This is a genomic window from Haloferax sp. Atlit-48N (assembly GCF_003383015.2).
Classification (GTDB): domain Archaea; phylum Halobacteriota; class Halobacteria; order Halobacteriales; family Haloferacaceae; genus Haloferax; species Haloferax volcanii.
Window position 1 is genome coordinate 206,528 of record NZ_CP137689.1, and the last position, 23,900, is coordinate 230,427.

General features: G+C 66.9%; 25 protein-coding genes. 12 read left to right on the forward strand and 13 right to left on the reverse strand.

Annotated features, from left to right (window positions below):
• Nucleotides 1-60 precede the first annotated feature (60 nt).
• The 3 genes from DEQ67_RS01135 to DEQ67_RS01145 all read left to right on the forward strand — a co-directional run bounded on the left by DEQ67_RS01135 (nt 61) and on the right by DEQ67_RS01145 (nt 5,231).
• A complete protein-coding gene (locus DEQ67_RS01135) occupies nt 61-666 on the forward strand; it encodes a hypothetical protein (RefSeq protein WP_004065519.1) in 606 nt (201 codons plus the stop codon).
• Nucleotides 667-719: 53 nt separating this feature from the next.
• Nucleotides 720-2,828 carry a minichromosome maintenance protein MCM gene (locus tag DEQ67_RS01140; RefSeq protein WP_115802063.1) on the forward strand — a complete coding sequence of 703 codons (2,109 nt, stop codon included), beginning with the start codon at nt 720-722 and terminating at the stop codon, nt 2,826-2,828.
• Between the two features lie 1,269 nt (nt 2,829-4,097).
• A complete protein-coding gene (locus DEQ67_RS01145) occupies nt 4,098-5,231 on the forward strand; it encodes a tyrosine-type recombinase/integrase (protein WP_006600775.1) in 1,134 nt (377 codons plus the stop codon).
• Nucleotides 5,232-5,318: 87 nt separating this feature from the next.
• Here DEQ67_RS01145 and DEQ67_RS01150 read toward each other — a convergent pair whose 3' ends face one another.
• The 8 genes from DEQ67_RS01150 to DEQ67_RS01185 all read right to left on the reverse strand — a co-directional run bounded on the left by DEQ67_RS01150 (nt 5,319) and on the right by DEQ67_RS01185 (nt 10,841).
• Nucleotides 5,319-6,062 (reverse strand): ParA family protein, encoded by a 744-nt coding sequence (locus DEQ67_RS01150; protein WP_115802064.1) that lies wholly within the window; start codon nt 6,060-6,062, stop codon nt 5,319-5,321.
• A gap of 68 nt (nt 6,063-6,130) precedes the next feature.
• Nucleotides 6,131-6,946 carry a hypothetical protein gene (locus tag DEQ67_RS01155; protein WP_004065504.1) on the reverse strand — a complete coding sequence of 272 codons (816 nt, stop codon included), beginning with the start codon at nt 6,944-6,946 and terminating at the stop codon, nt 6,131-6,133.
• 88 nt (nt 6,947-7,034) lie between these two features.
• Nucleotides 7,035-7,451: an HIT family protein gene (locus DEQ67_RS01160; RefSeq protein ID WP_008610406.1), complete on the reverse strand. Its 417-nt coding sequence runs from the start codon at nt 7,449-7,451 to the stop codon at nt 7,035-7,037.
• A gap of 288 nt (nt 7,452-7,739) precedes the next feature.
• On the reverse strand, nt 7,740-8,375 hold the full coding sequence (locus tag DEQ67_RS01165) for a uracil-DNA glycosylase (RefSeq protein WP_006600772.1): 636 nt from the start codon (nt 8,373-8,375) through the stop codon (nt 7,740-7,742).
• Nucleotides 8,376-8,606, reverse strand: a complete 231-nt coding sequence (locus DEQ67_RS01170) for a hypothetical protein (RefSeq protein ID WP_004045346.1) — start codon at nt 8,604-8,606, stop codon at nt 8,376-8,378. It lies immediately after the preceding gene.
• A gap of 54 nt (nt 8,607-8,660) precedes the next feature.
• The gene (prs, locus tag DEQ67_RS01175; RefSeq protein WP_004065487.1) at nt 8,661-9,512 is read right to left on the reverse strand and encodes a ribose-phosphate diphosphokinase; all 852 of its coding nucleotides are present in this window, start codon (nt 9,510-9,512) and stop codon (nt 8,661-8,663) included.
• A 60-nt stretch (nt 9,513-9,572) separates the two neighbouring features.
• Nucleotides 9,573-10,400 carry an HVO_0234 family beta-propeller protein gene (locus tag DEQ67_RS01180; protein WP_004045348.1) on the reverse strand — a complete coding sequence of 276 codons (828 nt, stop codon included), beginning with the start codon at nt 10,398-10,400 and terminating at the stop codon, nt 9,573-9,575.
• Between the two features lie 96 nt (nt 10,401-10,496).
• Nucleotides 10,497-10,841: an SWIM zinc finger family protein gene (locus DEQ67_RS01185; protein ID WP_004065483.1), complete on the reverse strand. Its 345-nt coding sequence runs from the start codon at nt 10,839-10,841 to the stop codon at nt 10,497-10,499.
• Between the two features lie 144 nt (nt 10,842-10,985).
• Between DEQ67_RS01185 and DEQ67_RS01190 the strand changes: the two genes are divergently transcribed.
• The 3 genes from DEQ67_RS01190 to DEQ67_RS01200 all read left to right on the forward strand — a co-directional run bounded on the left by DEQ67_RS01190 (nt 10,986) and on the right by DEQ67_RS01200 (nt 14,509).
• Nucleotides 10,986-12,116, forward strand: coding sequence for a tRNA (guanine(26)-N(2))-dimethyltransferase (locus DEQ67_RS01190; RefSeq protein ID WP_115802065.1), 1,131 nt, complete (start codon nt 10,986-10,988; stop codon nt 12,114-12,116).
• 88 nt (nt 12,117-12,204) lie between these two features.
• A complete protein-coding gene (locus DEQ67_RS01195) occupies nt 12,205-13,542 on the forward strand; it encodes a YihY/virulence factor BrkB family protein (protein ID WP_115891750.1) in 1,338 nt (445 codons plus the stop codon).
• 1 nt (nt 13,543) lies between these two features.
• Complete coding sequence (locus tag DEQ67_RS01200; protein WP_115891751.1) at nt 13,544-14,509, forward strand: phosphatase PAP2 family protein; 966 nt, start codon at nt 13,544-13,546, stop codon at nt 14,507-14,509.
• Nucleotides 14,510-14,641: 132 nt separating this feature from the next.
• On the opposite strand, the gene glnA is transcribed toward DEQ67_RS01200, so the two are convergent.
• A complete protein-coding gene (gene glnA / locus DEQ67_RS01205; protein WP_004045354.1) occupies nt 14,642-16,012 on the reverse strand; it encodes a type I glutamate--ammonia ligase in 1,371 nt (456 codons plus the stop codon).
• A gap of 126 nt (nt 16,013-16,138) precedes the next feature.
• On the opposite strand from glnA, the gene lrp reads away from it, so the two are divergent.
• Nucleotides 16,139-16,597 (forward strand): HTH-type transcriptional regulator Lrp, encoded by a 459-nt coding sequence (gene lrp / locus DEQ67_RS01210; protein WP_004045355.1) that lies wholly within the window; start codon nt 16,139-16,141, stop codon nt 16,595-16,597.
• A 5-nt stretch (nt 16,598-16,602) separates the two neighbouring features.
• Here the strand turns inward: lrp and DEQ67_RS01215 are convergent, their stop codons facing one another.
• Nucleotides 16,603-16,755, reverse strand: a complete 153-nt coding sequence (locus DEQ67_RS01215) for a hypothetical protein (RefSeq protein ID WP_004045356.1) — start codon at nt 16,753-16,755, stop codon at nt 16,603-16,605.
• Nucleotides 16,756-17,034: 279 nt separating this feature from the next.
• The gene (locus DEQ67_RS01220) at nt 17,035-18,117 is read right to left on the reverse strand and encodes an aminopeptidase (RefSeq protein WP_006600767.1); all 1,083 of its coding nucleotides are present in this window, start codon (nt 18,115-18,117) and stop codon (nt 17,035-17,037) included.
• Nucleotides 18,118-18,233: 116 nt separating this feature from the next.
• Here DEQ67_RS01220 and DEQ67_RS01225 point away from each other — a divergent pair, with 116 nt between their 5' ends.
• Complete coding sequence (locus DEQ67_RS01225) at nt 18,234-19,259, forward strand: threonine aldolase family protein (protein WP_115891752.1); 1,026 nt, start codon at nt 18,234-18,236, stop codon at nt 19,257-19,259.
• A 60-nt stretch (nt 19,260-19,319) separates the two neighbouring features.
• Here the strand turns inward: DEQ67_RS01225 and DEQ67_RS01230 are convergent, their stop codons facing one another.
• Entirely contained in the window at nt 19,320-20,264 is a 945-nt protein-coding gene (locus DEQ67_RS01230; RefSeq protein WP_004065462.1) for a cation diffusion facilitator family transporter, read from the reverse strand.
• Between the two features lie 133 nt (nt 20,265-20,397).
• Here DEQ67_RS01230 and DEQ67_RS01235 point away from each other — a divergent pair, with 133 nt between their 5' ends.
• Nucleotides 20,398-20,916, forward strand: a complete 519-nt coding sequence (locus DEQ67_RS01235) for a metallophosphoesterase (protein ID WP_004065460.1) — start codon at nt 20,398-20,400, stop codon at nt 20,914-20,916.
• A gap of 207 nt (nt 20,917-21,123) precedes the next feature.
• Here the strand turns inward: DEQ67_RS01235 and DEQ67_RS01240 are convergent, their stop codons facing one another.
• Nucleotides 21,124-22,095: an ArsR/SmtB family transcription factor gene (locus DEQ67_RS01240; RefSeq protein ID WP_115860584.1), complete on the reverse strand. Its 972-nt coding sequence runs from the start codon at nt 22,093-22,095 to the stop codon at nt 21,124-21,126.
• Between the two features lie 96 nt (nt 22,096-22,191).
• Between DEQ67_RS01240 and DEQ67_RS01245 the strand changes: the two genes are divergently transcribed.
• From DEQ67_RS01245 to DEQ67_RS01255, 3 genes are read left to right on the forward strand one after another with little or no spacing between them, the layout of a single operon-like run.
• Entirely contained in the window at nt 22,192-22,359 is a 168-nt protein-coding gene (locus tag DEQ67_RS01245; RefSeq protein WP_006600765.1) for a hypothetical protein, read from the forward strand.
• A 42-nt stretch (nt 22,360-22,401) separates the two neighbouring features.
• On the forward strand, nt 22,402-23,601 hold the full coding sequence (locus tag DEQ67_RS01250; RefSeq protein WP_008606070.1) for an inorganic phosphate transporter: 1,200 nt from the start codon (nt 22,402-22,404) through the stop codon (nt 23,599-23,601).
• Nucleotides 23,598-23,873 (forward strand): hypothetical protein, encoded by a 276-nt coding sequence (locus DEQ67_RS01255; RefSeq protein ID WP_004065456.1) that lies wholly within the window; start codon nt 23,598-23,600, stop codon nt 23,871-23,873. The genes DEQ67_RS01250 and DEQ67_RS01255 overlap by 4 nt, the downstream gene beginning before the upstream one ends.
• Nucleotides 23,874-23,900 lie beyond the last annotated feature (27 nt).

The window sequence follows — 23,900 nt, forward strand, 5'->3', positions numbered from 1 at the left end:
CGGCTCTCCGGTTAGTCGGGTCAGCATCATTAAAGACGCTGGGCGTGCCACGTTCCGGGTATGGACGAGAAGACCGCCGAACTCCGCGACATCTTCATCGAGGCGACCGGCTCGGACACCGTGACCGAACAGCAGTCCGAGTCGCGCGGGTCGCTCGCCGACGTGGACGACCCCGAAGCGGTCCGCGAGCGCGTCCGCGACATCGTGGCGACGATGCGCGAGCGCTACGCGTTCGACACCGAGTTCGACGACGACGCGCTCGTCGCGCTCGTCGTCGGCTTCTTCGACGGCGACTCCGACGCCGACCTCGCGGTCGAACTCGACGCGTCGCCCGAGGCGGTTCGCACCGCCCGGTTCGACCTCCACCTCGTCCGCGACGCCGACCGCGAGTTCCCGTTCGACGCCGACCGCTTCGACACCCTGCTCGTCGACGGCGCGGACGACGAGGCCATCGCCGAGGCGCTCGACGTGCCCGTCGAGGTCGTCTCCGAGTGCCGCCCCGTCGCCGAGGCGGACATCCGTTCGAGCCGGGCCAACTACCGCTTCCGCGACGACTTCGCGGAGCTTCTGACCGACGACGACCTCTCGAACCGGATGGCCGAGGACGCCCGCCGCGACGGTCTCCGCGAGGCGACGGAAGATATCGAGACCGACGTGTCGCTGTAACGGTCGGCCGAACGACGAAGGTTCTTAACCGATTGGGGACATACCCCTGTGCGATGGCGCAGGCCCCCCAGAACCGAGACCTGACGGAACGGTTCATCGAGTTCTACCGAAACTACTACCGAGAGGAGATCGGGACGCTCGCACAGCAGTACCCGAAGGAAAAGCGGTCGCTGCACATCGATTACGACGACCTCTATCGGTTCGATTCGGAACTCGCGGACGACTACATCACGAAGCCCGGCCAGTTCCAGGAGTACGCGGAGGAGGCGCTGCGCCTGTTCGACCTCCCCGCGGACGTGAAACTCGGGCAGGCGCACGTCCGGATGCGAAACCTCCCCGAGACGGTCGATATCCGGAACCTCAGGGTCAACGACGACCACATCGGGACGCTCATCTCGGTGCAGGGCATCGTCCGGAAGGCGACCGACGTGCGTCCGAAAATCACGGAAGCCGCCTTCGAGTGCCAGCGCTGCGGGACGATGAGCTACATCCCGCAGGGCGACGGCGGCTTTCAGGAACCCCACGAGTGTCAGGGATGCGAGCGCCAGGGGCCGTTCCGCATCGACTTCGACCAGTCGAACTTCGTCGACTCACAGAAACTGCGCGTCCAGGAGTCCCCCGAGGGCCTGCGCGGGGGCGAGACGCCGCAGAGCATCGACATCAACCTCTCCGACGACGTGACCGGCAAGGTCACCGCCGGCGACCACGTCACCGTCGTCGGCGTCCTCCACATCGAACAGCAGACATCGGGCAACGAGAAGACGCCCGTCTTCGACTACTACATGGAGGGCATCTCGCTCACCATCGAGGACGAGGAGTTCGAGGACATGGAGATATCCGACGAGGACGTGGCCGAAATCGTCGAACTCTCGAACGACCCGGCCATCTACGAGAAGATGGTCGAGTCCGTCGCGCCCGCCATCTACGGCTACGAGCAGGAGAAGATGGCCATGATTCTCCAACTGTTCTCGGGCGTCACGAAGCACCTGCCCGACGGGTCGCGGATTCGCGGCGACCTGCACATGCTGTTGATAGGGGACCCCGGAACTGGCAAATCGCAGATGTTATCATACATCCGACATATTGCTCCCCGATCGGTCTACACCTCCGGTAAGGGTTCGTCCTCGGCGGGTCTCACCGCCGCCGCCGTCCGCGACGACTTCGGCGACGGCCAGCAGTGGACGCTCGAAGCCGGCGCGCTCGTCCTCGCGGACAAGGGTATCGCGGCGGTCGACGAACTGGACAAGATGCGGCCCGAAGACCGCTCTGCGATGCACGAGGGGCTCGAACAACAGCAGATTTCGGTCTCCAAGGCCGGCATCAACGCGACGCTCAAGTCGCGGTGTTCGCTCCTCGGCGCGGCGAACCCGAAGTACGGCCGCTTCGACCAGTACGAACCCATCGGCGAGCAGATAGACCTCGAACCCGCGCTCATCTCGCGGTTCGACCTTATCTTCACGGTCACGGACGACCCCGACCCCGACGAGGACTCCAAGCTCGCGGACCACATCCTCAAGACCAACTACGCGGGCGAGCTGAACACCCAGCGGACGAACGTCGCCAACTCCGAGTTCACGGAACAGCAGGTCGACGCCGTCACCGACGAGGTCGCGCCCACCATCGACGCGGACCTGCTCCGCAAGTACATCGCCTACGCGAAGCGCACCTGCTACCCGACGATGACCGACGAGGCGAAGGAGGTCATCCGCGACTTCTACGTCGACTTCCGCGCCCGCGGTGCCGACGAGGACGCGCCCGTTCCCGTGACCGCCCGGAAGCTCGAAGCGCTCGTCCGCCTCGGCGAGGCCTCGGCCCGCGTCCGCCTCTCGGACAAGGTGACTCGCGAGGACGCAGAGCGCGTCACGGGCATCGTCGAGTCCTGCCTGCGCGACATCGGCATGGACCCAGAGACCGGCGAATTCGACGCCGACATCGTCGAGACGGGCCGCTCGAAGACCCAGCGCGACCGCATCAAGAACCTGCTCGAACTCATCCGCACCATGCAGGAGGAGTACGAGGAGGGCGCGCCCCACGAGGAGGTCCTCGAACGCGCCAACAGCGAACTGAACATGGACGAAAAGACGGTCAACGACCAGCTTGACAAGCTGAAGATGAAAGGCGACATCTACGAGCCCCGCGGCGACGTGTACCGCGCGACGTAGACATTTATCGCCCGAGTCTTGGCCGACTGCGTCGATGTCAGCCGGTCTGGGAGCGCCTGTGGACGGTCTCAATTCTTCCTCTCACAAGTACCGAGATAGTCAAAACTGCAAAGTTTATGAAGTCACTTCCCGGCAAGCTATCGCCGCCGAATCCTTTGAGAAGCTTCCGGAAGAGCAGTCAGAGAAATCTCCCTTTGCATCACAACCCCCACTTCATATCGAGACGGATTCACTCTCCCCGCTTCGAGTACACCGATTGGGTGTATCCGCAACATAAGGCTCGAACAGGGGTGTAGCCAGCTATCGCCCGTGGTGCTGTCGTGAAACGGCCGTCAGATACCTATTTCGAGACGTCGACGTGAAGTCGAATACTAGCTCGAACAGGGCTGTATACTCTCTACGACGATTTCAACCACTGGTGATTCGCTCTGACTCACTGTCAGTCTCAGGTGGTTATTCGAGTGGACAGCATATTTCTATATCCCCGATACACCCTACCTACGTCGAGGTGTACCGGCAATACGGAATTTCGGTACAGTACGGAACACGAGTTGAGTAGGAATCCAAAATTCACTAATTCGGGCCTCAGGGCCTATCGCGGATATTCATGGCCATGTAGACTATATACGAACTCACTCGGAACAGATGTCGAAGACGCCTTGTGAACGTCTTGTTGCGGATACACCCGTGCCCTGTACTGGTGATATCGTACACTCTCAGCCATCAAGTCGAACATGAGATTTTATTGGCAGCCGACAGGGGTGTCGGCTGCCTGAAGCGGTCGAATTCGTATGAATCGACAAAAATCAAACAACGTACACCGGCGGATGGGCATCTACAAACAACTGAATGACGTCCCCTCTCGATCACGACTAGAGCGGTTTTCATCGACGTTTGAGACACGAGATGTGTGGGATGAATTCGTCAACTCACGGAACCCCAATTTCGATTCGAACGCGTACCGTGCAACATTGCGGAAAGCAGGCTCCGCATTCACGTCGTACATAGAGTCGCGGGGTCGGCATCACGCGTGTGCAAGACCGGTCGACGTGGAGGCGTGGCTTGCAGAGTTAACGGAGACGCGGACGCTCAACACAGTCTACTCTGAATACTGGATTCGTGTTGAAGAGTTCTTCACATGGCTTCAGCGGCATCCAGGATACCCACACGTGTATCATCCCGTGTGGATGGCGGCGGCGAGCTATCCCACGGCACAAGCGCTGTGGGCGAAGAAGACAGGAGAACAATGATGTTGGGAGGTGCACCGCAATGACCGACGACTATGACTCGGCGGGCAATGCACTTCGCGATGAAATTGGCGCCGCGTTCGGACGAGAACGTGATCCCCTGTCGGTGTACGAGTCGACCTTCGAAGCGCTGGCGGTGGATCCATTTGAGGTCTTCCTGAAATGTGGCCTCGAGCCAGACGACCCTGCCCCTAGAACCACACAAGCATACCAGCAACTCATCGACGAGTGGACTCGCCATATGTCCAGTGTAGGACGGCACCCGGCGTGTCCGAGCGAGGACCATATCCTCCGGTACGTGGAGAACTGTCTCTCAACGCGAGAGCTGAAGCCCGTGACAATTCGGACACGGCTTCACCGACTCAATCGAGTGTATCGCTACTGGCAGGCCGATTCAGTGTTCCCGCATGATCCTGGCTACAATCCGTTCGAGTACGTGTTCGCGACAACGGATTTGTCACAACCCCCCTCGAAAGACCCGCCGAGAATTTCGCCAACGCGCCTCGGTGAAATCGTCCGCACGATCACCGATGTCCGCGACCGTCTCATTGTCGTCTTACAACTCAAACTGGGTCTGCGGGCCGGTGAGGTGAGTAATCTCCGACTGGCGAACCTCGCAGTTGACCACGAGGAACTGAACACAGCATACCCTGGACTTGGAACAACCCCCATCGTCGAGGACCTCTCCCAGGCGGTTTACATCCCGTCGAGATACGAGGAACCGGGGAATAAGTCACACCGAGCGCGACTCCTCCCACTAGATGACGAGGTGTACCAATCACTCGTGCAGCACTTATTGGTACGACCAGATACGGGGAGTCAGTGGGTGTTCCAGAGTCACACGACAGCTTCGCAAATCACCCCTGAAGCGATCAACCGCGTGTGGACGAGCGTGTTCAGGCCAGAGTATGACGAGACCGATGTTCATCGAGCGGTGACGAGTCATTACGGGCGGCATCGGTTTAGCACATACTGGCAAGTCGAGTGTGAGATCCCACGTGAGTTGGTTCAGTATATGCGTGGAGATCGAATTGAGAGTGCTGACCCGAATCGAGAGACGATTGACAGCTATATCCATACATACTATGAGGATATCGAGACTGTATATCTAGAAAATATGTACTCGCTGGGTCTTTCTACCGAATTCTCGTTGTGATGCGGTTGAACTCTGGATTGAAATCCAACAACCGCCAGCGGCCGAGACGCACGACTGTTCTCCCAACGTACTCGACGCCCCGTGCGCTCAGCGACGGACGTACTCGCCGACCGAGCCGAGGACCCCGCCGGTGGCGGCCGCGGGTTCGATTTCGACGTCGAGGACGACCTCCGCGACCGCGGCGACGCCCGCCGCGAGTTCGGCGTCGTCGCGGCACGCCGGCGCGTCGGCGATGCCGTCCGCCTCGGTCTCGGGCACGACCACGTCCGCGTCGTCGAGCGCGCCGAACGTGGAGACGACGGCGTCGATATCGGTGTCGATGTCGGCGGCCCGCGCACTGAGCCGACCGACCGCGTCGGCACCGCGGTCCGTGGCGGGCGCGACGAGCGCGACCCGGTCGCAGGCCGCGGCGGCGGCGACCGTCTGGTTCGACGCGAGGAGCGGCGCGTCGACGAGGACGTGGTCGAAGCCGTCTGCGGCCTCGGCGATACGACCTTCGAACGCCCGCGCGGCGTCGGGCGTCATCGCCCGCGCGAGCCGCTCGAAGGGGGCCGCGGCCGGGCAGACGGCGACGCGTCCCTCGGCGTCGGTCTCGAACGCGACCAGCCCCGACTCCAGCGGCACGTCGGCGGCGTCGGTGACAAGCGCCGTCGCGTCGGGGTCGAGCGTCCCCGAAACGTAGTCTGAGAGGCCCTGCGTGGCGAACGCCGCGTCGAGGACGGCCACGTCGCGGCCGTCGGTCGCGAGCGCTGCGGCGAGTTCGAGCGACAGTCGGGTCGTGCCCGCGCCGCCGGTGGCCCCGACGAGCGCGATGGTGGTGGGAATGGACATACCGCGAGTGGTCGGGTGCTCAGATTAATAGCTTCGGTCGCCCGCCGCCGGCGTCGCCGGACGCGCGACTACGCCGTCCACTCGCCGTCACCCGATTCCGGGTCCGCTCCCGGCGCGGCGTCCGCGCAGGCCCGGTAGAAACAGACCTTGTACGTTCGGCCGACGAGCGTCGTGACCGTCGAACCGACGGCCACGACGGCGATATCGACCGTCGACATCGGCGCTTGGAACGCCGTCACCGCGCCGGCGACGGTGGTCGCCCCGTCGAGGGTGACGAACCAGAGCACCGGCAGGTCGACGACCGAGGTCACTGCGGTCGCGACGACCGCGTAGCCGACGACGGCCCGGAGGTTGCTGAGGACGAAGTCGACGCTTCTGCTGAGCGACCCGCCGGCGGTCTGCCCGTCGAGGACGACGGCGGTGTCGAAGAAGGTGAAGACGTAGACGACGGCCATCAGGACCACGAGCGCCACCCCGGACGCGGCGAGTTCGGCGGGCGTGAGGCTCGCGGAGCCGTTCAGCACCGCGTTGAGTCGGTCGAACCCGACGTAGCCGAGGACGCTGCCGCCGACGACCATCGCGACGACGAACACGACCAATCCGGCGAGGAGCGTCGCGCCGAGCAGGCTGACGTAGTAGCGCTGTGCCGCGGTGGACGCGCGCAGGTCGGTGTCGGAGCCGGGGCGCGCGCCGTCGGCGACGGTGTAGAACGCGCCGGTGAGCGCCGGCACGGCGAGGAGTTGGAGGAGCGAGCCGACGGCCCCGGCCGGACCGGAGGCGTTGTTCAACGCGCCGATGAGGCCGAACGCGAGGGCGAACGCGACGAGCACCGGCGTCTCGGTGACGATTCGGAGGGCCGTTCGAAACGATTGGAGGACTGCCACGACAGTCGGCACTCACGGCGCCCGTATATGTTTTTACATCGACACGTTCGGCGGGAGATGTAGCGCCGGCTGGAGCGACAGCGTGCCCTCAGCCCGAGATGGCCGCCTCGATGTCGGCCAGTTCCTCGTCGGAGAGGTCGGGGCGCTCGCCCGCGACGGCGTGGATGGGACTGCCGCCGTCGCCCTCGAACCGCGGGACGATGTGGACGTGGACGTGGTCGACCTCCTGGCCGGCGGCGGGGCCGTTGTTGATGCCGACGTTCGTCGCGTCGGCGTCGACCGCCGCCTCGACGCGCGGCACGAGGTCGTTCACGGCGGCGAACAGGTCGGCCGCGGCGTCGGCCGGAACCTCGTCAAGGCGGGCGTGGTGCTCTTTCGGGACGACGAGCGTGTGACCGGGCGCGAGCGGGTTGGCGTCGAGGAACGCAAGCGAGTGGTCGGTCTCGTGGACGATTCGGCCCGGGATGTCGCCGTCGACGATGGCGCAGAAGATGCAGTCGGACATACGTGGCACGTCGATTGGCGAGGAAAAGAAAGTTCGGACCGGTTCGTGCGTGCCGTCTCGTCTGTCTCGCTGTCGGCACAGGTGGAGCGTGTCCACCGAACCTCCCCGGCCGATTGTAGAGGGTCTCGTCTGTGAGAGACGCAACTGCGCCAATTGCACGCAATCGCAACTGCAATCGACCCTCGATTGCGCAACCTCCCGCTGTTCCCTCGGCGAACTAGTTGATATTGCGCGCAATCCATCTCAGATTGCGCAATACATCTATTGAATTGCGCAATGATCGGTGGGTTACCGCTCGGGAAGCAACGCCTCCAAGTCGGCCAGATACTCGTCTAACTCGTAGCCGAGACGCGACAGCCACACGTCGCGGTACGAGGGGTGTAAAAGCGGGACCACGGTGTAGCCGAACCGCTCGCTCTCGACGGGGTCGAGGACGGTATCGAGGAAGCCGTCCAGCGAGGCGTCGTCGAGCGCGAGGACGCTTTCGGTCGCGTGGCGGCCGGTCGGGACCACCACGTCGGGGTCGACGGCTTCGAGTTCGGAAACGAGGTGGTCGCGGCAGTTCGCCTTCTCGGCGGCCGTGGGCGCGCGGTTCGACCCCTCGCCGTCCGAAGGGAAGCACTTGACGGCGTTCGTGTAGAAGACGCCCGATTCGTAGCCGACGGCGGCCATCGTCTCGCGGATGCGGCGGCCGGAGTGCCGGGCCGTGTAGGACATCCCGGTCCAGTTGCCGCCCCGCCAGCGGTCGGCGTCGGGGTTGCCCGCGCCCGGCGCTTCCCCGACGACCATCACGGTCGCGTCGTCGGGGCCGACGCCCCACGAGATGCGGTTGCGGCAGTCGACGAGCGCCGGACAGCGCGCGCAGTCGGGTTCGAGGACGAGCGTCTCGTCGGCGTCGGGGAACCGCGGGTCGGCGTCGACCATCTACTCCGTCAGCGGGAGCACGATGCCGAAGATAATCGGCGAGAACAGCACCAGCGCGATGCCGAGCCACTCGGCGTCGAAAAACAGCGTTCGCTCCCAGCCGGGGATGGCACCGCCGCTCACGGCGAGGGCGACTTTCGCGCCGATAGCGCCGAACAGGAACAGCGCGAGCCCCAGTCCGAGGCCGGTCTTGGTCATCCGCGGGTAGTCGATGTCTCCGTAGCGTCCCATACTATCCCGAGATGCGGGGACTGGCAAAACCGTTTCGAGAGAGTGTGTGATACGTTATCGTTCGATTTCGCCGGCGAGAACGGGCGCGACGGACACCTCGCTCACGTCGCGTTCGATGGTGTCGGTACCGACGACGCGCTCGATACCGGCGCGCGCGAGTTTCGTGCGGGCGTTGCGGGCGAGAAGCGGGTGGACGGTCGCACAGAAGACGCGCTTCGCGCCGCCGTCGGCGAGGACGGACACGGCCTCGCTCATGGTCGACCCGGTGGCGATGATGTCGTCGGTAATGACCACGTCGCGGCCCGCGAAGTCGGCGTCGCTCGGCGTGATGTCCACGTCGGTCCCGGAGTGGCGCACCTTCTCGAAGTAGTCGGTCTCGCCCTCGCCGTAGGCGTCGCGGACGGTCTCCGCGATGTCGATGGCTCCCGAGTCGGGCGACAGAAACAGCGGGGCGTCGAGTTCGGGGAGCGGCTCCGCGAGTCGCCCGGCGGCGTCGACGATGTCGACGGGCACGTCGAAGAAGTCGGCGACGGCGTCCTCGTGGGGGTTGACGAGCACGACGCGGTCGGTCGTCGTGCTGACGGCGCGGGCGACCGCGCGGGCCGAAATCGGGTGGCCGGCCTCGAACGCCTTGTCCTGTCGGGCGTAGCCCATGTACGGGATGACCGTCGTGACCGCCGATGCGCCGGCCTCGCGGACGGCGTCTTGCAGTTGGAGCAGTTCGACGTAGGCGTCGTTGCTGGCGGTGCTGGCGACGATGGTGGCGGCGTCGGCGTCGAAACCGGGGACCGCGGCCAGCGTCTCGCCGTCGGGGAAGCGGTCGTACTCGACGGCCGCGAGCGACTCGCCGAGTTCGTCGGCGAGCGCGGCCGCGAGTGCCTGCGAGGATGCGCCGGGTACGAGCATACCCGTTCGTCTCTCGTGGGGGGTAAAACCGCTTTTCGTTGCGTTCAGCCGCGTCGCGTGTCAGCGAACCGCGACGCCGACCGTCTCTAACCCGAGCACCTGCGTCCGCCAGTCGCCCCCGGTCAGCCGAACGCAGAAGCTCCCCGCGTCGGTGACGGCGTAGGCGGCCCGCGCGTCGTGGGCGAGCGCGACGACCGACTCGTCCAGCGGAATCGGCGCGGCCTCCCACGCGCCCGACTCCTCGTCGCGCGCGACGACGCCGTCCGGGCCGACCGCGTGGGCGCGGCCGTCCGGCATCGACGCGACCGCCGAAAACGCCCCGTCGAGCGCGTCCATCCAGCCGTTGCCGAGCGCGTACAGTCCCGAGTCGGTCGCGGCGAGCGGGGTTCCCGAGTCGCCGCCGAGGCGGCCCGCGGGGTCGGACACGTCGGTCACGTCGTTCAAGCCGACGTGCGAGAGGCCGCCGTCACCGATTCGGTAGACGCCGTCGTCGGCCGCGACGAGGCTCCCGTCGAGGGCGCGGACCGCCCCGACCGCGCCGAGGTCGGTCCACCCGGACTCGTCGAAGCGGGCGACCCGACCCGAGTCGTCGGCGGCGACGACGCGATTGCGGTGGAAGCCGACGGCCGCCGCGGGGCCGAAGTCGAGTTCGTGGTAGTCGTCGCCCTGCACGAGCAGCACGTCCTCGTCGGTGGCGACGACGACTTCCCCGGGCGACCCGGCGGCGTCCAGCGCGGTACACCGGCGGTCGATGCGGAACCCCCCGACGAGGTCGTCGGAGACGTCGACGGTCACGACCCCGACGCCGGCGGCGACGTACGCCGTCTGCTTGCCGGACTTGTCCGCGTACACCCGCTTTTCGTCGATAGAGAGGTCGAAATCAGCCATCCGTTGGCCCGAGGTTCGCGGCGGGGTTCGGAAAGGATTGTGGTCGTTCCCGCGGCGCGGCGACGGGCCGAACGGGCGCGCGAGTGAGCCGTGTGCTTACAGGAACTCCCGCACGTCGGAGTACCACATGTCGTGGTGGTCGAGTTCGTCGAGGGCCTCGGCCACGTCGACCGCGAGGACGTGCCAACAGCGCTCGCCCTCGTCGGGGTCGAGGTTGTACTGGGAGTCCTTGCAGGTACAGCCCCGGTCTTCGACCACGTACTCGTCGTCGTAGCCGACGACCACGTCGAAGTCGCGGTAGCGCTTCACCCGCCGCTCGGAGACGGCCTCGATGGCCGTGACGCCCCGGTCGCCGTGGGCGTCGACGATGGCCTGCACGATTTGCGGCGAGAGTCGCCCGGTCTCCGCGAGCGCCGCTCGCCAGTCGTCGGCCGAATCCACGCTCCCGAGTTCGTCGGTGGCGGTGAAAACGCATTCGATGCCGCGGGGTGGACCGACCGCCGCAATCGCGTCGCAATCGCGTCGTACAACCGCACCGCACAATCGCATCGCAACCGGTTTCCGCCCGCGTGGGCGACTGCGGGTATGCACGTGAGCGAGGGAGGCGTCGAAATCGAGGTTCCCGACGCCCGCGACGGGGCGTCAGCGGGGACCGGCGACGATGTCTTCTACAACCCCACACAGGAGTTGAACCGGGACATCACCGCGGCCGTCCTCCGCGCCTTCCGCGAGCGCGAACCCCGCGCCGAGAGCTACCTCGACGCGATGGCCGCCTCGGGCATCCGGGGCGTCCGCGCCGCCGCCGAGGGCTACGACGTGACCTGCGCCGACCTCGACGCCGACGCCGTCGAACTCGCCCAGTCGAACCTCGACCGCGCCGGCAACGGCGGCGAGGCGGTCCACCGCAACGCCAACGCCCTCATGTACGACGAGGTCTTCGACGTGGTCGACCTCGACCCCTTCGGCACGCCGATGCCCTTCGCGGACCCCGCCTTCGCCAACACCCGCGACCTCGTCTGCGTCACCGCCACCGACACCGCCCCGCTGTGCGGCGCACACCAGAAAAGCGGCATCCGGAAGTACGGCTGTCTCCCGCAGAACACCGACTACCACCCCGAGATGGGGCTTCGGACGCTCCTCGGCGCGATGGTCCGCACCGCCGCCCGCTACGACAAGGCCGCCGTCCCGATTCTCTCGCACGCGACGCGCCACTACGCGCGGGCGTATCTCGAACTCGACGAGCGGGCGACGAAGGCCGACGAACTCCTCGAATCGACCGGCTTCGTCTACCACTGCGAGGACTGCCTCCACCGCGAGGCCGAGCGCTCGCTCATCGCCCACCCGCCCGAGGCGTGCGCCAACTGCGACTCGACCCGGATTCTCGAAGCCGGCCCCATCTGGCTCGGTCCCGTCTCCGAACCGGCGTTCGCCGGGGCCGTCCGCGACGAGGTGACAGAGGACTTCGGCACCGCGAAACGCGCCCGAAAGCTCCTCGACACGCTCGCGGTCGAACTCGATACGCCGACCCACTTCGACCAGCACCGCCTCTGTAAGCTCTGGGGCCGCTCGGCCTCGAAGATGGAGACGTTCCTCGAAACCCTCCGCGACGCCGGCTACGACGCCACCCCCGCCCACTACCACGGCACCGCGTTCAAGACCGACGCGACGGTCGCTGAGATACGCGAGTCGACCGCCGCGCTCGACCCCGAGGCGTGACGAGGACGACGGCGAACCGCGTCGTAACCGGTACACACCGCCGCTTCGGCGGGTAGCTTCTTTGCCTCCCGTGTCGTTTCGGTGATACGTGAGCGCCAACATCCGAACCGCCGTTCCCGTCGCGCGGGCGGTCGTCGACACGATTCGGGAGAAGGAAATCTCGTTTCTCGCGGCCAGCATCTCGTACTACGCGCTCGTCTCGCTGATTCCGCTTCTCGTCCTCGGCGTCGTCGTCGCCACCGCCGTCGGCGGCGCGGAACTGCAGGCGCAACTCCAGACGCTCGTCGAGCAGTACCTCGTTCCGACGGGCCAGGGCCTCGTCGAGGAGGCGCTTTCCGACCGAACCGGGCAGGGAAGCGTCGGGGCGGTGAGCCTCGGGCTGACGGTGTGGGGCGCGCTGAAGCTCTTTCGCGGCCTCGACATCGCCTTCTCGCGCATCTACGGCTCCGAGGCGGGTGGCCTCCTCGACCAGCTCCGCGACGGCGCTATCGCCCTCGCCAGCATCGGCGTCGGCACCATCGGCGTCGCGGTGCTGACCGCGCTGCTCGGCCTGCTTGACGTGCCGTTTCTCCAACTGCTCTCGCCGCTTTTGCTGTTGCTCACGCTCTGTGCGGCGTTCTTCCCGCTGTACTACGTCTTCCCCGACGCCGACCTCTCGCCGCGACAGGTCGTGCCGGGGACCGTCTTCGCGGCCGTCGGCTGGACCCTCCTCGGGGTCGGCTTCGGCATCTACGCGTCGGTGGCCGGCGCGTCGGTCGCGGGCGCGCTCGGGACGCTCCTGTTGCTCGTGACGTGGTTCTACTTCTCGGGGCTCATCCTGCTTTCCGGCGCGGTCGTCAACGCGGTCCTCGCGGGGGTCGGCGGCGACGCGTCGCCCGCAGAACCGCGTGACCCGCCGGGGGGACCGCCCGGAGTGGACCGGCAGGTACAACATACGGGAGGCCGACATGACGCTCGTACGGATATGAGCGACGACCGAGGTGACACCGATGGGCCGCGGACGGAGGACGCCGACGACGCGGAGACCGGCGCGTCCGTCTCCCCGCGCGGCGCTCCCGACATCGAGGAGCTGGAATCGCAGGTCGAGGAACTTCGGGCCGACCTCGACGCGTTCGAGGACGACGTGACCGACCGGACGGTCGAAAAGCCCAAGCTCGAAGCCGAGTTGAAGCGCTACGTCCGCCGCCGGATGCGCCGCGGCAAGGCCCGCGGGTGGGGTCCCTACCTCGTGCTCGGCTACGGCGTCGTCCTCACGCTCGGCGCGTTTCACTACCTCCAGTCGGACCTCATCGCGGTCGTCGCCATGCTCATCATCTTCCTATCGACGCTCGGACTCTACGTCCTGTTCGTCATCTTCGGCATCGGCCTGAGCGCCCTCGGCGTCCCCGGGCGCGCCATCGACGCGGTCCGCAAACGCCGCGGCTGAGATGTTCCGGTCCGCGCTTTCGCTTCAGACCCGCGGGTTCGGGGAGTTGGTGCTCGCGGACGCCCCGGACGCGCTCGTCTTCCTGTTCGGTCTCGTCACCCAACTCGGAGACCAGTGGTTCTTCTTCGTCGCGTTCACCTCGCTGTACTGGCTCTGTCGGCCCCGAATCAGGGCGCGCCCGCGGCGAACCGCGGCCTCCTTCGTCGGCCTCGCGCTCGGGTCGCTGGCGCTCGTCACCGCGCTGAAAGTCGGATTCGCCCTGCCGCGACCGCCGACCGCGGCCGTCGCCGCCGCGCCCGCGTGGCCGTCGCCGCTTTCGGACCTGTTCGTCTCGTTCACGACGGACGACGGCTTCGGGTTCCCGAGCGGCCACGCCCTCGGGACGACCGTCGTCTACGGGGCCGCGGTCTCGCTTCTCGACGTGTGGGACCGTCGCCGCCGGCTCGTCGCCGCGGCGGTCGTCGTCGGCATCGTCTCGCTCTCGCGGGTCTTCCTCGGCGTCCACTACGGTGTCGACATCGTCGTCGGCGTCCTCCTTGGCCTCGGCTTCCTGAAGGCGGTGTCCGTGGTCGCCGCCGCGGACGACCCCGACGCGACCGGCCATCTCGACCCGGCGCGCCTGTTCGCCATCGCGGCCGGCCTCAGCGTCCTCGCGCTCGCGGTGGTGTTCGCCACGGGTCTCTCCGGGCACACCGAAAACGCCGCGGCGGCGCTCGGCGGGTCGCTCGGCGGTCTCTTCGGCTGGACGCGACTCGCCGGCCACGAGTCGCTCCCGACGCTGTCGCCGCCGGTCGCGCTCGTCGCGTTCCTCGGCGCGGGCGGCCTCTGGGTCGGCGTCGACGTTGCCGACGCCTCGGTTCCGGTGACGGTGCTCGTCACCGCGGCGGTGGTCGCGTTCATCCTCGTCGCGCCGCGGATACAGGGCCGACTCGGGCTCGGAAACGGAGCGACCCGGCGCGCCGACTGAGAGCCTGTTTCGGTGTGTTGCTCCGGTTCTAGGTAGTGTTGTCTCTGGTTTCTCGCCGACTGCGATACCGGTGGCTGTCGCTCTCCGGCGAGCGGGCGCGAAAGAAAAATCGGTGTTGGGCGTGCGCGACGCTTAGAACGTCTCGAGGTACCGGTCGAGCTCCCACTGGGAGACGTCGACGAGGTAGTCCTTGAACTCGGAGCGCTTGGCTTCGACGAACTTCTCGAAGACGTGGTCGCCCAGGGCCTCCTGGATGACTTCGTCCTCTTCGAGGGCGTCGACGGCGCCGCCGAGGTCCTTCGGGAGCGTCTCGATGCCGTACTCTTCGCGCTTTGCCTCGTCGAACTCGTAGATGTTCTCGCGGACCGGGTCGGGGCAGTCGAGGCCCTTCTCGACGCCGTCGAGACCGGCGTGGATGAGCGCGGCGAACGCGAGGTACGGGTTACAGGACGGGTCGGGGAAGCGGGCCTCGATGCGCGAGGCGGCCGGCGTGCGGGCGGCCGGCTTGCGGATGAGCGCCGAGCGGTTGCGGTCGGACCACGCGATGTAGACCGGCGCTTCGTAGCCGGGGACGAGGCGCTTGTAGGAGTTGACTGTCGGGTCAGCGACCGCCGTGATGGCGGGCGCGTGGTCGAGGATGCCCGCGACGAAGCTCTTGGCCGTGTCGCTCAGGTCGAACTCGTCGTCGCCGTCGTGGAACGCGTTCTCGCCGTCCTTGAACAGCGAGATGTGCGTGTGCATGCCGGAGCCGTTGATGCGCGGGATTGGCTTGGGCATGAACGTCGCGTGGAGGTCGTGTTCGGCCGCGATGGCGCGGACGACGGACCGGAACGTTGCGACGTTGTCGGCCGTCGAGAGGGCGTCGTCGTACGTGAAGTTAATCTCGTGCTGACCCTCGGCGACCTCGTGGTGCGAGGCTTCGATGTCGAAGCCCATGCTTTCGAGGCCGTAGATGATGTCGCGGCGCACGTCGGACGCGAGGTCCTTCGGGGCGAGGTCGAAGTAGCCGCCGGCGTCGTTCGTGACGGTGGTTGCGCGGCCGTCTTCGTCTTCTTCGAACAGGAAGAACTCCGGTTCGGGAGCGACGTTCACGTCATAGCCGAGTTCCTCGGCGCGCTCGATAGCGCGCTTGAGGACGCCACGCGGGTCGCCGCTGAAGGGCTCGCCGGTGGACGTGTTGAACACGTCACAGATGAGACGGCCGGCGGCGCTGTTTTCCTTCTTCCGCCACGGGAGGACGGCGAACGTCGACGGGTCGGGTTCGAGGCGCATGTCGGACTCCTGGATGCGCACGAAGCCGTCGATGGAGGAACCGTCGAAGTAGATGCCCTCGGTGAACGCCTTCTCGGCCTGCGAAGCCGGGATGGAGACGTTCTTCACCGTTCCGAGAATGTCGGTGAACTGGAGTCGGAGGAAGTCGACGTTCTTCTCTTCGATTTCGTCGATGACTGCCTGTGCCTCGTCGCTCAGGCCGCCGTCGGTGAGTGCGTTGTCTTCCGTCATTTTCCTGAACACGCGATTCGAACACCCGCACTATAAAGACATTTCCGCTTAATGCAATTCCCCGCACCTCGCCACAGAATTGGATATTCGTAAAATTCTAATGCCCCCGGACGGTCTTTGGATGTAATGACGTACGAAAACCTCGACGCGAAGCTCATCAATGCGCTCCTCGGCGACGGTCGAGCGAGTCTGCGAAGCCTCGCCGAAGAGCTCGACGTGTCGGTGACGACCGTCTCGAACCACCTGCGAGACCTCGAAGACGAAGGCGTCATCGAGGGCTACACGCCGCGGGTGAACTACGACGCGCTCGGCTACGACGTGACCGCGGTCATCCAACTCAAAGTCGAGGGCTCCGCGCTCCCCGAGATTACAGAGCGCCTCCGCGCCGAAAAGCAGATGATTTCGGTGTACGAGGTCACCGGCGACTACGACATCATCGCCATCGGCAAGTTCCGCGACACCGACGGCATGAACACGCAGATCAAGAAACTGCTCACCGACGCGGACATCCGCGAGTCCAACACTTCGGTCGTGCTCAACGCCGTCACCGAAAACGAGCAGTTCGACCTCGACCTCGAAGAGTAACGCCGTCAGACGATTCGCGTTTTTACGTCGCGCATCTCCGACTTGCAGTAGGGACACCGATATCGCGTGTCGAAGCCGTCGGGCGTCGTCTTCGTCGTCGTCTCTATCTCGTGGACCGCCACGTCGCGTCCACACTCCCGGCACTGAACCGCTGGCATCGGTTCGTGTTCGTCGACTGGGCGGAATAAATCTACTGGCGTGTGTGTATAGTTGTCATCAAATTGTCTGTATCCGGACGGGAACCGCTTCGACTGGAGAATCTACGGTTTTCGGTCGATACGCTCCGTCCGAACCCCGCGTTTCCGGGTCGATTTCGGCGGCCGTTCGAAGGCTACTGTTTCGACTGGAAAACCCGATGACGTGGCGCGATTCCTCGGTGGATAAACTGGAGACGAAATGTTGCGAGTTTTCGCTGCCCGGCGGAGCCGGCGGTCCGGTCAGAACCCGTCTTCGAAGACGAACGTGCCGTCTCGCTGGACGACCTCGCCGTCGACCTCGATGACCGAGTCCTCGGACATATCGACGATCATGTCGACGTGCTCGGCGCTCTCGTTGAGTTCGTTGTCCGCGCCGACCGTCTCGGGGTACGCCGAGCCGACGGCCATGTGGACGGTGTCGCCCATCTTCTCGTCGAACAGCATGTTGTAGGTGAACTGGTCGATGCTGCGGTTCATGCCGATTCCGAGTTCGCCGAGGTAGCGCGCGCCCTCGTCGGTGTCGAACACGCCGTCTAAGACCTCCTCGTTGCCCTCGGCGGAGTAGTCGACGACCTCGCCGTCCTCGAAGCGGACGCGGACGCCGGAGACCTCGCGGCCCTGCCGGTACAGCGGCAGGTCGAAGTGGACCTCGCCGTTCACGGAGTCCTTCACGGGCGCGGTGAACACCTCGCCGCCGGGGAGGTTGTGTTCGGCCGTGTCGTTGATGGCGGTGTTGCCGGCGATGCTCATCGTCACGTCGGTCTCGTCGCCCGACGTGATGCGGACCTCGTCGCCGTCGTTGAGGATGTCGACCAACTGCTGTTGGAGTTCGCCCTGCGCGTCCCAGTCGAGGGTGACGGCGTCGTAGACGAAGTTCTCGTAGGCTTCGGTGCTCATGCCCGCGAGCTGGGCGCTCCCCTTCGCGGGGTACTGGGTGAGACACCAGCGCTTCGAGAGCATCTCGCCCTGCACGGGTTTGTAGGCGCGCTTGTACGCGGCGTTCGTCTCCGGCGGCACGTCGCTCTGTTCGGTCGCGTTCGTCTCGCCGCGGACGCGGATGATGACGTCGGTCTCCTCGTAAAGCGCCAGCACGTGCTCGGGCGTCTCGTAGTCGTCGTCGCCGGCGCGGAGGAACGCGCGGGTGAACCGCGGGTTCGCGTCCATCGCGACGACGTTCGCGCCGCGGTCGCCGAGCAGTTCGTGGATGGCCGTGACGAGGTCCTCGGCCACCGAGGGCGCGGAGACGACGACGTTGTCGCCGGCCTCGACGCTCGTGGAGTGGTCGACGATGGTTTGTGCGTGCTCGCGGATGCGCGGGTCCATACCGCGTCGTGTGTGTCCCCGGGGCAAACACCTTTCGAAGCGCAAATATTGCGGCCGCGGCCGAGAACGCCCCGCGGACCACCGATTATTTCTCCGTCGGCGCGGTCTCTCCGCGCATGATTGACCTCCGAAGCGACACCGTCACGCTCCCGTCAGACGAGATGCGCGAGGCCGCCCGCGACGCCGCCGTCGGTGACGACGTGTACGGCGACGACCCGACCGTGAACGAACTCGAAGCGCGCGCCGCCGAACTCGTCGGCAAGGAGGCCGCGCTGTTCGTGCCGTCGGGGACGATGGGCAACCAAATCGCCGCCCGCGTCCACGCCGACCCCGGGCAAGAGGCGCTCGTGGACGAGAAGGCACACGTCTACAAGTGGGAGGTCGGCGGCTTCGCCCAACTGTCGGGCTTGCAGGTCCGCGCCTACGACGCCGGCGAGCGCGCCGCGCCGACGCCCGCGCAGGTCCGCGACCACGCCCGCGAGGAGTCGCTTCACGTCGCCGGCACGGGCGTCCTGTGTCTCGAAAACACCCACAACGCCCGCGGCGGCGTCGCGGTTCCGAAAGCCGATATCGACGCCGCGGCCGACGCCGCCCGCGACCTCGGGATTCCCGTCCACCTCGACGGCGCGCGCCTGTTCAACGCCTGCGTCGCCCTCGACGAGGACCCGACGGCGATGGTCGAGCGCGTCGACACGGTGATGTGCTGTCTCTCGAAGGGGCTCGGCGCGCCGGTCGGTTCGATACTCGCCGGTCCCGAGGCGTTCATCGAGGAGGCCGTCCGCGTCAGAAAGCAGTTCGGCGGCGGTATGCGGCAGGCCGGGCTCATCGCCGCGCCGGGGCTCGTCGCGCTCGACAACGTCGACCGCCTCGCGGACGACCACGCGAACGCGACGGTCCTCGCCGAGGGTCTCGACGCCGTTTCCGGACTGTCGGTGCCGACGCCCGACACGAACATCGTCGTCGTCGACTCCGAAGGTGCCGGGCTGACGGCCGAGGAGTTTGTCGAACTGTGCGACGATGTTGGCGTCCTCGGTGGCACGTTCGGCCGGTACCACACCCGCTTTACGACGAATCTGAACGTCTCGCGTGCGGACGCGGAGCGCGCGGTCGACCTCGTCGCCGACGCGGTCGAATCGCGGTAGGTCGGGGGAAGCCGCCGCGAGTCGCGGTCGGCCGGTGGCGGCCCACTCGGTTCGTTCGGATTACAACTCGGGTTCGATGTAGACGAAGTGCACCCGGTCGTCGGCCGCCTTGAGTTCGTCCTCGATTTCGGTGATGTGGTCGTCCAGTTCCTCGGTGTCGAGTTCGGGGTCGAAGCTCACGTCGAGGGCGACGAGCAGCTTCTCGGGGCCGACGTAGCTCGCGCGGAAGTGGTCGATGTGGACGACTCGCGGGTCGTTTTTGACGATGTCGCGGAGCGCCTGTTCTTCGTCCACGGGGACGCTCTCACCGATGAGCAGGCGTTTGTTCTCCCACGCGAGCGCGATGGCGAAGCCCATGAGAAGTATCCCGATGAGGAGCGCCGCGCCGGCGTCGAACAGCTCGTTGCCCGTGAGCTCGGTGAGGCCGATGCCGGCGAGCGCGAGCACCGCGCCGACGAGGGCGACGGTGTCCTCCGTGAACGCCGTGAGCGTCGTCACGTCGCTCGTCTCCCGGAAGGCCTCGACGAGGCCGCTCCACTCGTATTCTTCTATCTGCCGGCGGAGTTCCGCGTTCGCCTTCAGGAAGGCGTAGCTCTCGAAGGCAATCGCCCCGAGGAGGATGGCGACGTTGACTAACACGGGCTCGATTTCGAAGCCGAGCAGGACGAGCGCCTCGCCGCCCCCGCCGTGGCCGGGGTGCATCAGGGCGTCGTAGCCGTGTTTGGCCGACTCCCAGCCGGCGATACCGAACAGCATCACGGAGACGAGAAACGAGTAGAAGAACTGCGACTTCCCGTGGCCGAAGGGGTGCGACTGCGTCTCGCCGCGCTTGCTGTCGCGGATGCCGATGAGGAGAAACACCTGGTTGCCGGTGTCGGAGATGGAGTGATACGTTTCGGAGAGCATGGAGGGACTCCCGGTCGCGAGATAGCCGAGGAACTTGAGAATCGCAATCGCCCCGTTCGCGAAGAGCGCGGCGACGACGACGGACGTACTGCCTGCCATGTCGTGGGCCACTCCCCCCGACCGGATAGAGCTACCGACGGCGAATCGAGAGACGGACCTCCCTCGACGGGCCGACGGGCGGACCGACGCCGCAGTCGGTAGGTTTCAATCCCTCCGGTCCCTAGCCCCGCGCATGCTCGTCGTCGTCTCCGACACCCACAGCACGGACGGTCATCGCCTGACCGACAGAACCCTCGACGCGGTCCGCGAGGCCGACCTCGTCGTCCACGCGGGCGACTTCATGCGCGAGTCCGTCCTCGACGCGTTCGTCGACGAGGCCGACAGCTTCCTCGCGGTGTACGGCAACAACGACGGCTCCGAGATTCGCGACCGAATTCCCGCGGCGCGGAACGTCACCTACGGCGGCGTCGAGTTCGCGGTGACGCACACCCGCCGCGGCGGGAACACCGCGCTGTCGATGTTCGGCCGCGAGCGCGGGGCCGACGCGGTCATCTTCGGGCACAGCCACCGGCCGGGTTTCCACGGCACCGGGCCGATTCCGCTCCTCAACCCGGGGAGCCACGCCCAACCGCGGGGCAACCGCAAGGCGCACGCGGAACTGGAGGAACTGCCGGACGGCGGCCTCCGCGGGCGACTCGTCACGGTCGACGGCGAGACGTTCGAGACGTTCCGTATCGTCCCCGACGAATAGGGCGAGGTCCGGTGGAGGGCCGGAAGAAGCAGCGGGAACAGACCGGAGCGGGTCTGTTGGGGGGCAGTCCGAGGCCGCGCGAGACGACGGGGAGAGGGGCAGGGGGCACGGATGGCAGCCCCGTCGTCGTCGGGGGCCACGCGCGACCTCGCACTCACTCCTACGGGTGAGGGTATCAAATACGCACCGTAAGCTCAAACAGCCGTTTTAGTCACGCAGCACGCCCACCGCGACCCACGCGAGAAGCACGGTCAGCCCGCCGAGGAAGAACAGCGTCCCCGGCGAGAGCGTCCCGATGGTCTCGGCGAGTCCGCCCGACCCGGACGTGACCCGCGCCGCGGTCTCCGTGGCCGTCTGCGCGGCCGTCGTGTCCGGAACCGGCGTCTGCGTCGGCGTCGGCGTCGCGGTCACGGTCTCCGTCGCGGTCTGCGCGGCTTCCGTCACGGTCGGCGTCGACTCGACCGCGGTTCGGGTCGCTTCCGCGGTCTGCGTCGTCGAATCCGCGGTCGTGGTCGCCTCGGCGATGCTGAACCCACCGCCGCCGTCGGTCGTCGTCGCCGTCTCTGTGGCCGTCCTCGTCGGGGTCGATGCCGTCTCGGCCGTCGCGGGAGTGGCGTTCGCCGAATCGGCTGTCCGGGTCGCGTTGAGGTCGGCTCCCGAGCCGCCGCTCTGGCCGGCACCGGAGTCGCCCGCGCCGCCGGTCGAGCCTCCGAGACCGAACGGAAGCACCGACCCGACACGGGCGAGCCGGTTCACGACGGCCGCGCCGATGCCGAGGACGCCGACGCCGCCGATGAGGCGCGTGAGCGCGCCCTTCAGACCCTTCGTCTCGTCTTCGCGCCCGGCGACGACGACGAGCGCCCGGTCGGCGGGCGTGTAGACGTTCATCTCGCGGCCCTTCTCGGAGTACCTCGTGTCCGCGACTTCGATGAGGCCCGCTTCCGAGAGGTTGCCGAGGTGGTACTGGACGTTCTGGAGGGACGTGTCGATTTCGGCGGCGAGGTCGGAGGGCGTCGCCGGCGACTCGTGGAGCGACGCGAGGACCGTCCGGGCGGTCGACGAGGAGATTGCGCCGAGGAGGTCGTCCGCCTCGTCGCTGTCGAGGCCGATGACCTTGGGGTCTCGGTCGTCCCGGTCGTCGTCCGGGTCGCCCGGGCTGGAGGGGATGAGGTCGGCCATCGAATCGGCGTTACTCACCGCTTCCCATGAGTGTTCGTATTCTTTCACGACGCCTCGCCGAAATTGCTATACCTCGTGCCCGCCGAACCCACCCACATGACCGACCCTTTGGTCGTAGACGGCCTCGTCGACTTTCTCGCGGGGAATCCCGTGTTCGTCGGGTTGCTCGCCGCGTTGTTGCTTTTCGTCTTCTTCGGCTATCTCCTCGTCCGGCGGACGCTCCTCGGACTGAGTGAGGGCTACGACGAGGCGCGCCGCCGCTGACATGGACCGGACAACTGCCGACGACCGCCGAGGTGTCGCCCCGTGGTAGCCGCCGGAACGCTCGCCACGTTCGTCGTCGCCGCGCTCGCCAGCCTGTTCATGGCGTGGGCCATCGGCGCGGGGTCGTCGGGGTCGACGCCGTTCGCGCCCGCCGTCGGAGCCAACGCCATCTCGGTGATGCGCGCGGGCTTCATCGTCGGCCTGCTCGGTTTCGCCGGAGCGTTTCTGCAAGGTGCGAACGTCACCAACGCGGTCGGGACGGAACTCATCGGCGGCGTCACGCTGACCGCGGGGGCCGCGGTCGTCGCGCTCCTCACCGCCGCGGTGCTCGTCGCAATCGGCGTCTTCGCCGGCTACCCCATCGCGACCGCCTTCACCGTCACCGGCGCGGTCGTCGGCGTCGGCCTCGCCATGGGCGGCGACCCCGCGTGGTCGAAGTACCAACAAATCGTCTCGCTGTGGGTGCTCACGCCCTTCGTCGGCGGCGGCGCGTCGTACGCGACCGCCCGACTCCTCCGCGCCGACGGCGTCTCCGAGCGGTGGACCGTCCCCGCGCTCGCCGGCCTCGTCGGTCTGCTCGTCGCCAACATGGAGTTCGCGGGACTCGGCGGCGCGTCGGGGTCGGCCTCGGTCGCCCGGGCCGCCGCGGTCGAACTGACCGGTCTCGGCGTCCTCGGCGAGACGGGCTGGTTCGTCGCCGCCTCGCTTCTCGTCGCGCTCGCCGCCGCCGCCGTAGTCGGCCGCTGGGTGACGACCGACAAGACTCGCGGCCAGCGGCGCTTCCTGCTCGTTCTCGGCGGCCTCGTCGCCTTCTCTGCCGGCGGCAGTCAGGTCGGTCTCGCCATCGGGCCGCTCGTTCCCCTCCTCGACGTGGTCGCGGTCCCGCTCCCGGCGCTCCTCGTCGGCGGCGGACTGGGCCTCCTCGCGGGGTCGTGGACCGGCGCGCCGCGCATGATTAAGGCGCTCGCGCAGGACTACTCCTCGCTCGGGCCGCGGCGATCCATCGCGGCGATGATTCCCTCGTTCGCCATCGCCCAGACCGCCGTCGCGCTCGGCGTCCCCGTCTCCTTTAACGAGATTATCGTCAGCGCCATCATCGGTTCGGGCTACGCCGCCGGCGGCTCGGGGGTCTCCGGGCGGAAGATGCTCTACACCGTTCTCGCGTGGATTGGCTCGCTCGCCCTCGCGCTCGGACTGGGTTACGGCGTCTTTACGCTCGCGTCGAGCGTACTCGGCGTGTGAACGTCCGTGCGCTCCGCGTCGCGCTCGCCACCCTCGTGTCCGCGCTCTGGGCCGCCTTCGGCGTCTACCACGTCGCGATGGCGGTCGTGACCGGCATCTCGCTCCGCGGGTTCGCCTTCGGGACCGTCGGCCTCGGCGCGTTCGCGCTGGCGATTCGCTTCCGCGGACGGGCGCGACGGCTCGGCGACGGCACCGCCGACGCGACCGGACTGGTGGTTCTCGCGCTGGCGTCGCTGGTGCTCGTGGTGCTGTCGGTTACGCTCCTCGGATAACTCGCGGTCGGAAAACGGGTTCGACCG

Excerpts from the sequence above, each read along its gene's own strand:
- DEQ67_RS01170 (WP_004045346.1), bottom strand. The coding sequence starts at position 8,606 with ATGGGACGCTACGGAGACATCGACTACCCGCGGATGACCAAGACCGGC.
- DEQ67_RS01190 (WP_115802065.1), top strand. The coding sequence starts at position 10,986 with ATGCACGTGAGCGAGGGAGGCGTCGAAATCGAGGTTCCCGACGCCCGC.
- DEQ67_RS01235 (WP_004065460.1), top strand. The coding sequence starts at position 20,398 with ATGCTCGTCGTCGTCTCCGACACCCACAGCACGGACGGTCATCGCCTG.
- DEQ67_RS01140 (WP_115802063.1), top strand. The coding sequence starts at position 720 with ATGGCGCAGGCCCCCCAGAACCGAGACCTGACGGAACGGTTCATCGAG.
- DEQ67_RS01165 (WP_006600772.1), bottom strand. The coding sequence starts at position 8,375 with ATGGTCGACGCCGACCCGCGGTTCCCCGACGCCGACGAGACGCTCGTC.
- DEQ67_RS01240 (WP_115860584.1), bottom strand. The coding sequence starts at position 22,095 with ATGGCCGACCTCATCCCCTCCAGCCCGGGCGACCCGGACGACGACCGG.
- DEQ67_RS01245 (WP_006600765.1), top strand. The coding sequence starts at position 22,192 with ATGACCGACCCTTTGGTCGTAGACGGCCTCGTCGACTTTCTCGCGGGG.
- prs (WP_004065487.1), bottom strand. The coding sequence starts at position 9,512 with ATGCTCGTACCCGGCGCATCCTCGCAGGCACTCGCGGCCGCGCTCGCC.
- DEQ67_RS01145 (WP_006600775.1), top strand. The coding sequence starts at position 4,098 with ATGACCGACGACTATGACTCGGCGGGCAATGCACTTCGCGATGAAATT.
- DEQ67_RS01225 (WP_115891752.1), top strand. The coding sequence starts at position 18,234 with ATGATTGACCTCCGAAGCGACACCGTCACGCTCCCGTCAGACGAGATG.
- DEQ67_RS01150 (WP_115802064.1), bottom strand. The coding sequence starts at position 6,062 with ATGTCCATTCCCACCACCATCGCGCTCGTCGGGGCCACCGGCGGCGCG.
- DEQ67_RS01230 (WP_004065462.1), bottom strand. The coding sequence starts at position 20,264 with ATGGCAGGCAGTACGTCCGTCGTCGTCGCCGCGCTCTTCGCGAACGGG.
- DEQ67_RS01135 (WP_004065519.1), top strand. The coding sequence starts at position 61 with ATGGACGAGAAGACCGCCGAACTCCGCGACATCTTCATCGAGGCGACC.
- DEQ67_RS01180 (WP_004045348.1), bottom strand. The coding sequence starts at position 10,400 with ATGGCTGATTTCGACCTCTCTATCGACGAAAAGCGGGTGTACGCGGAC.
- glnA (WP_004045354.1), bottom strand. The coding sequence starts at position 16,012 with ATGACGGAAGACAACGCACTCACCGACGGCGGCCTGAGCGACGAGGCA.
- DEQ67_RS01160 (WP_008610406.1), bottom strand. The coding sequence starts at position 7,451 with ATGTCCGACTGCATCTTCTGCGCCATCGTCGACGGCGACATCCCGGGC.
- DEQ67_RS01220 (WP_006600767.1), bottom strand. The coding sequence starts at position 18,117 with ATGGACCCGCGCATCCGCGAGCACGCACAAACCATCGTCGACCACTCC.
- DEQ67_RS01200 (WP_115891751.1), top strand. The coding sequence starts at position 13,544 with ATGTTCCGGTCCGCGCTTTCGCTTCAGACCCGCGGGTTCGGGGAGTTG.
- lrp (WP_004045355.1), top strand. The coding sequence starts at position 16,139 with ATGACGTACGAAAACCTCGACGCGAAGCTCATCAATGCGCTCCTCGGC.
- DEQ67_RS01215 (WP_004045356.1), bottom strand. The coding sequence starts at position 16,755 with ATGCCAGCGGTTCAGTGCCGGGAGTGTGGACGCGACGTGGCGGTCCAC.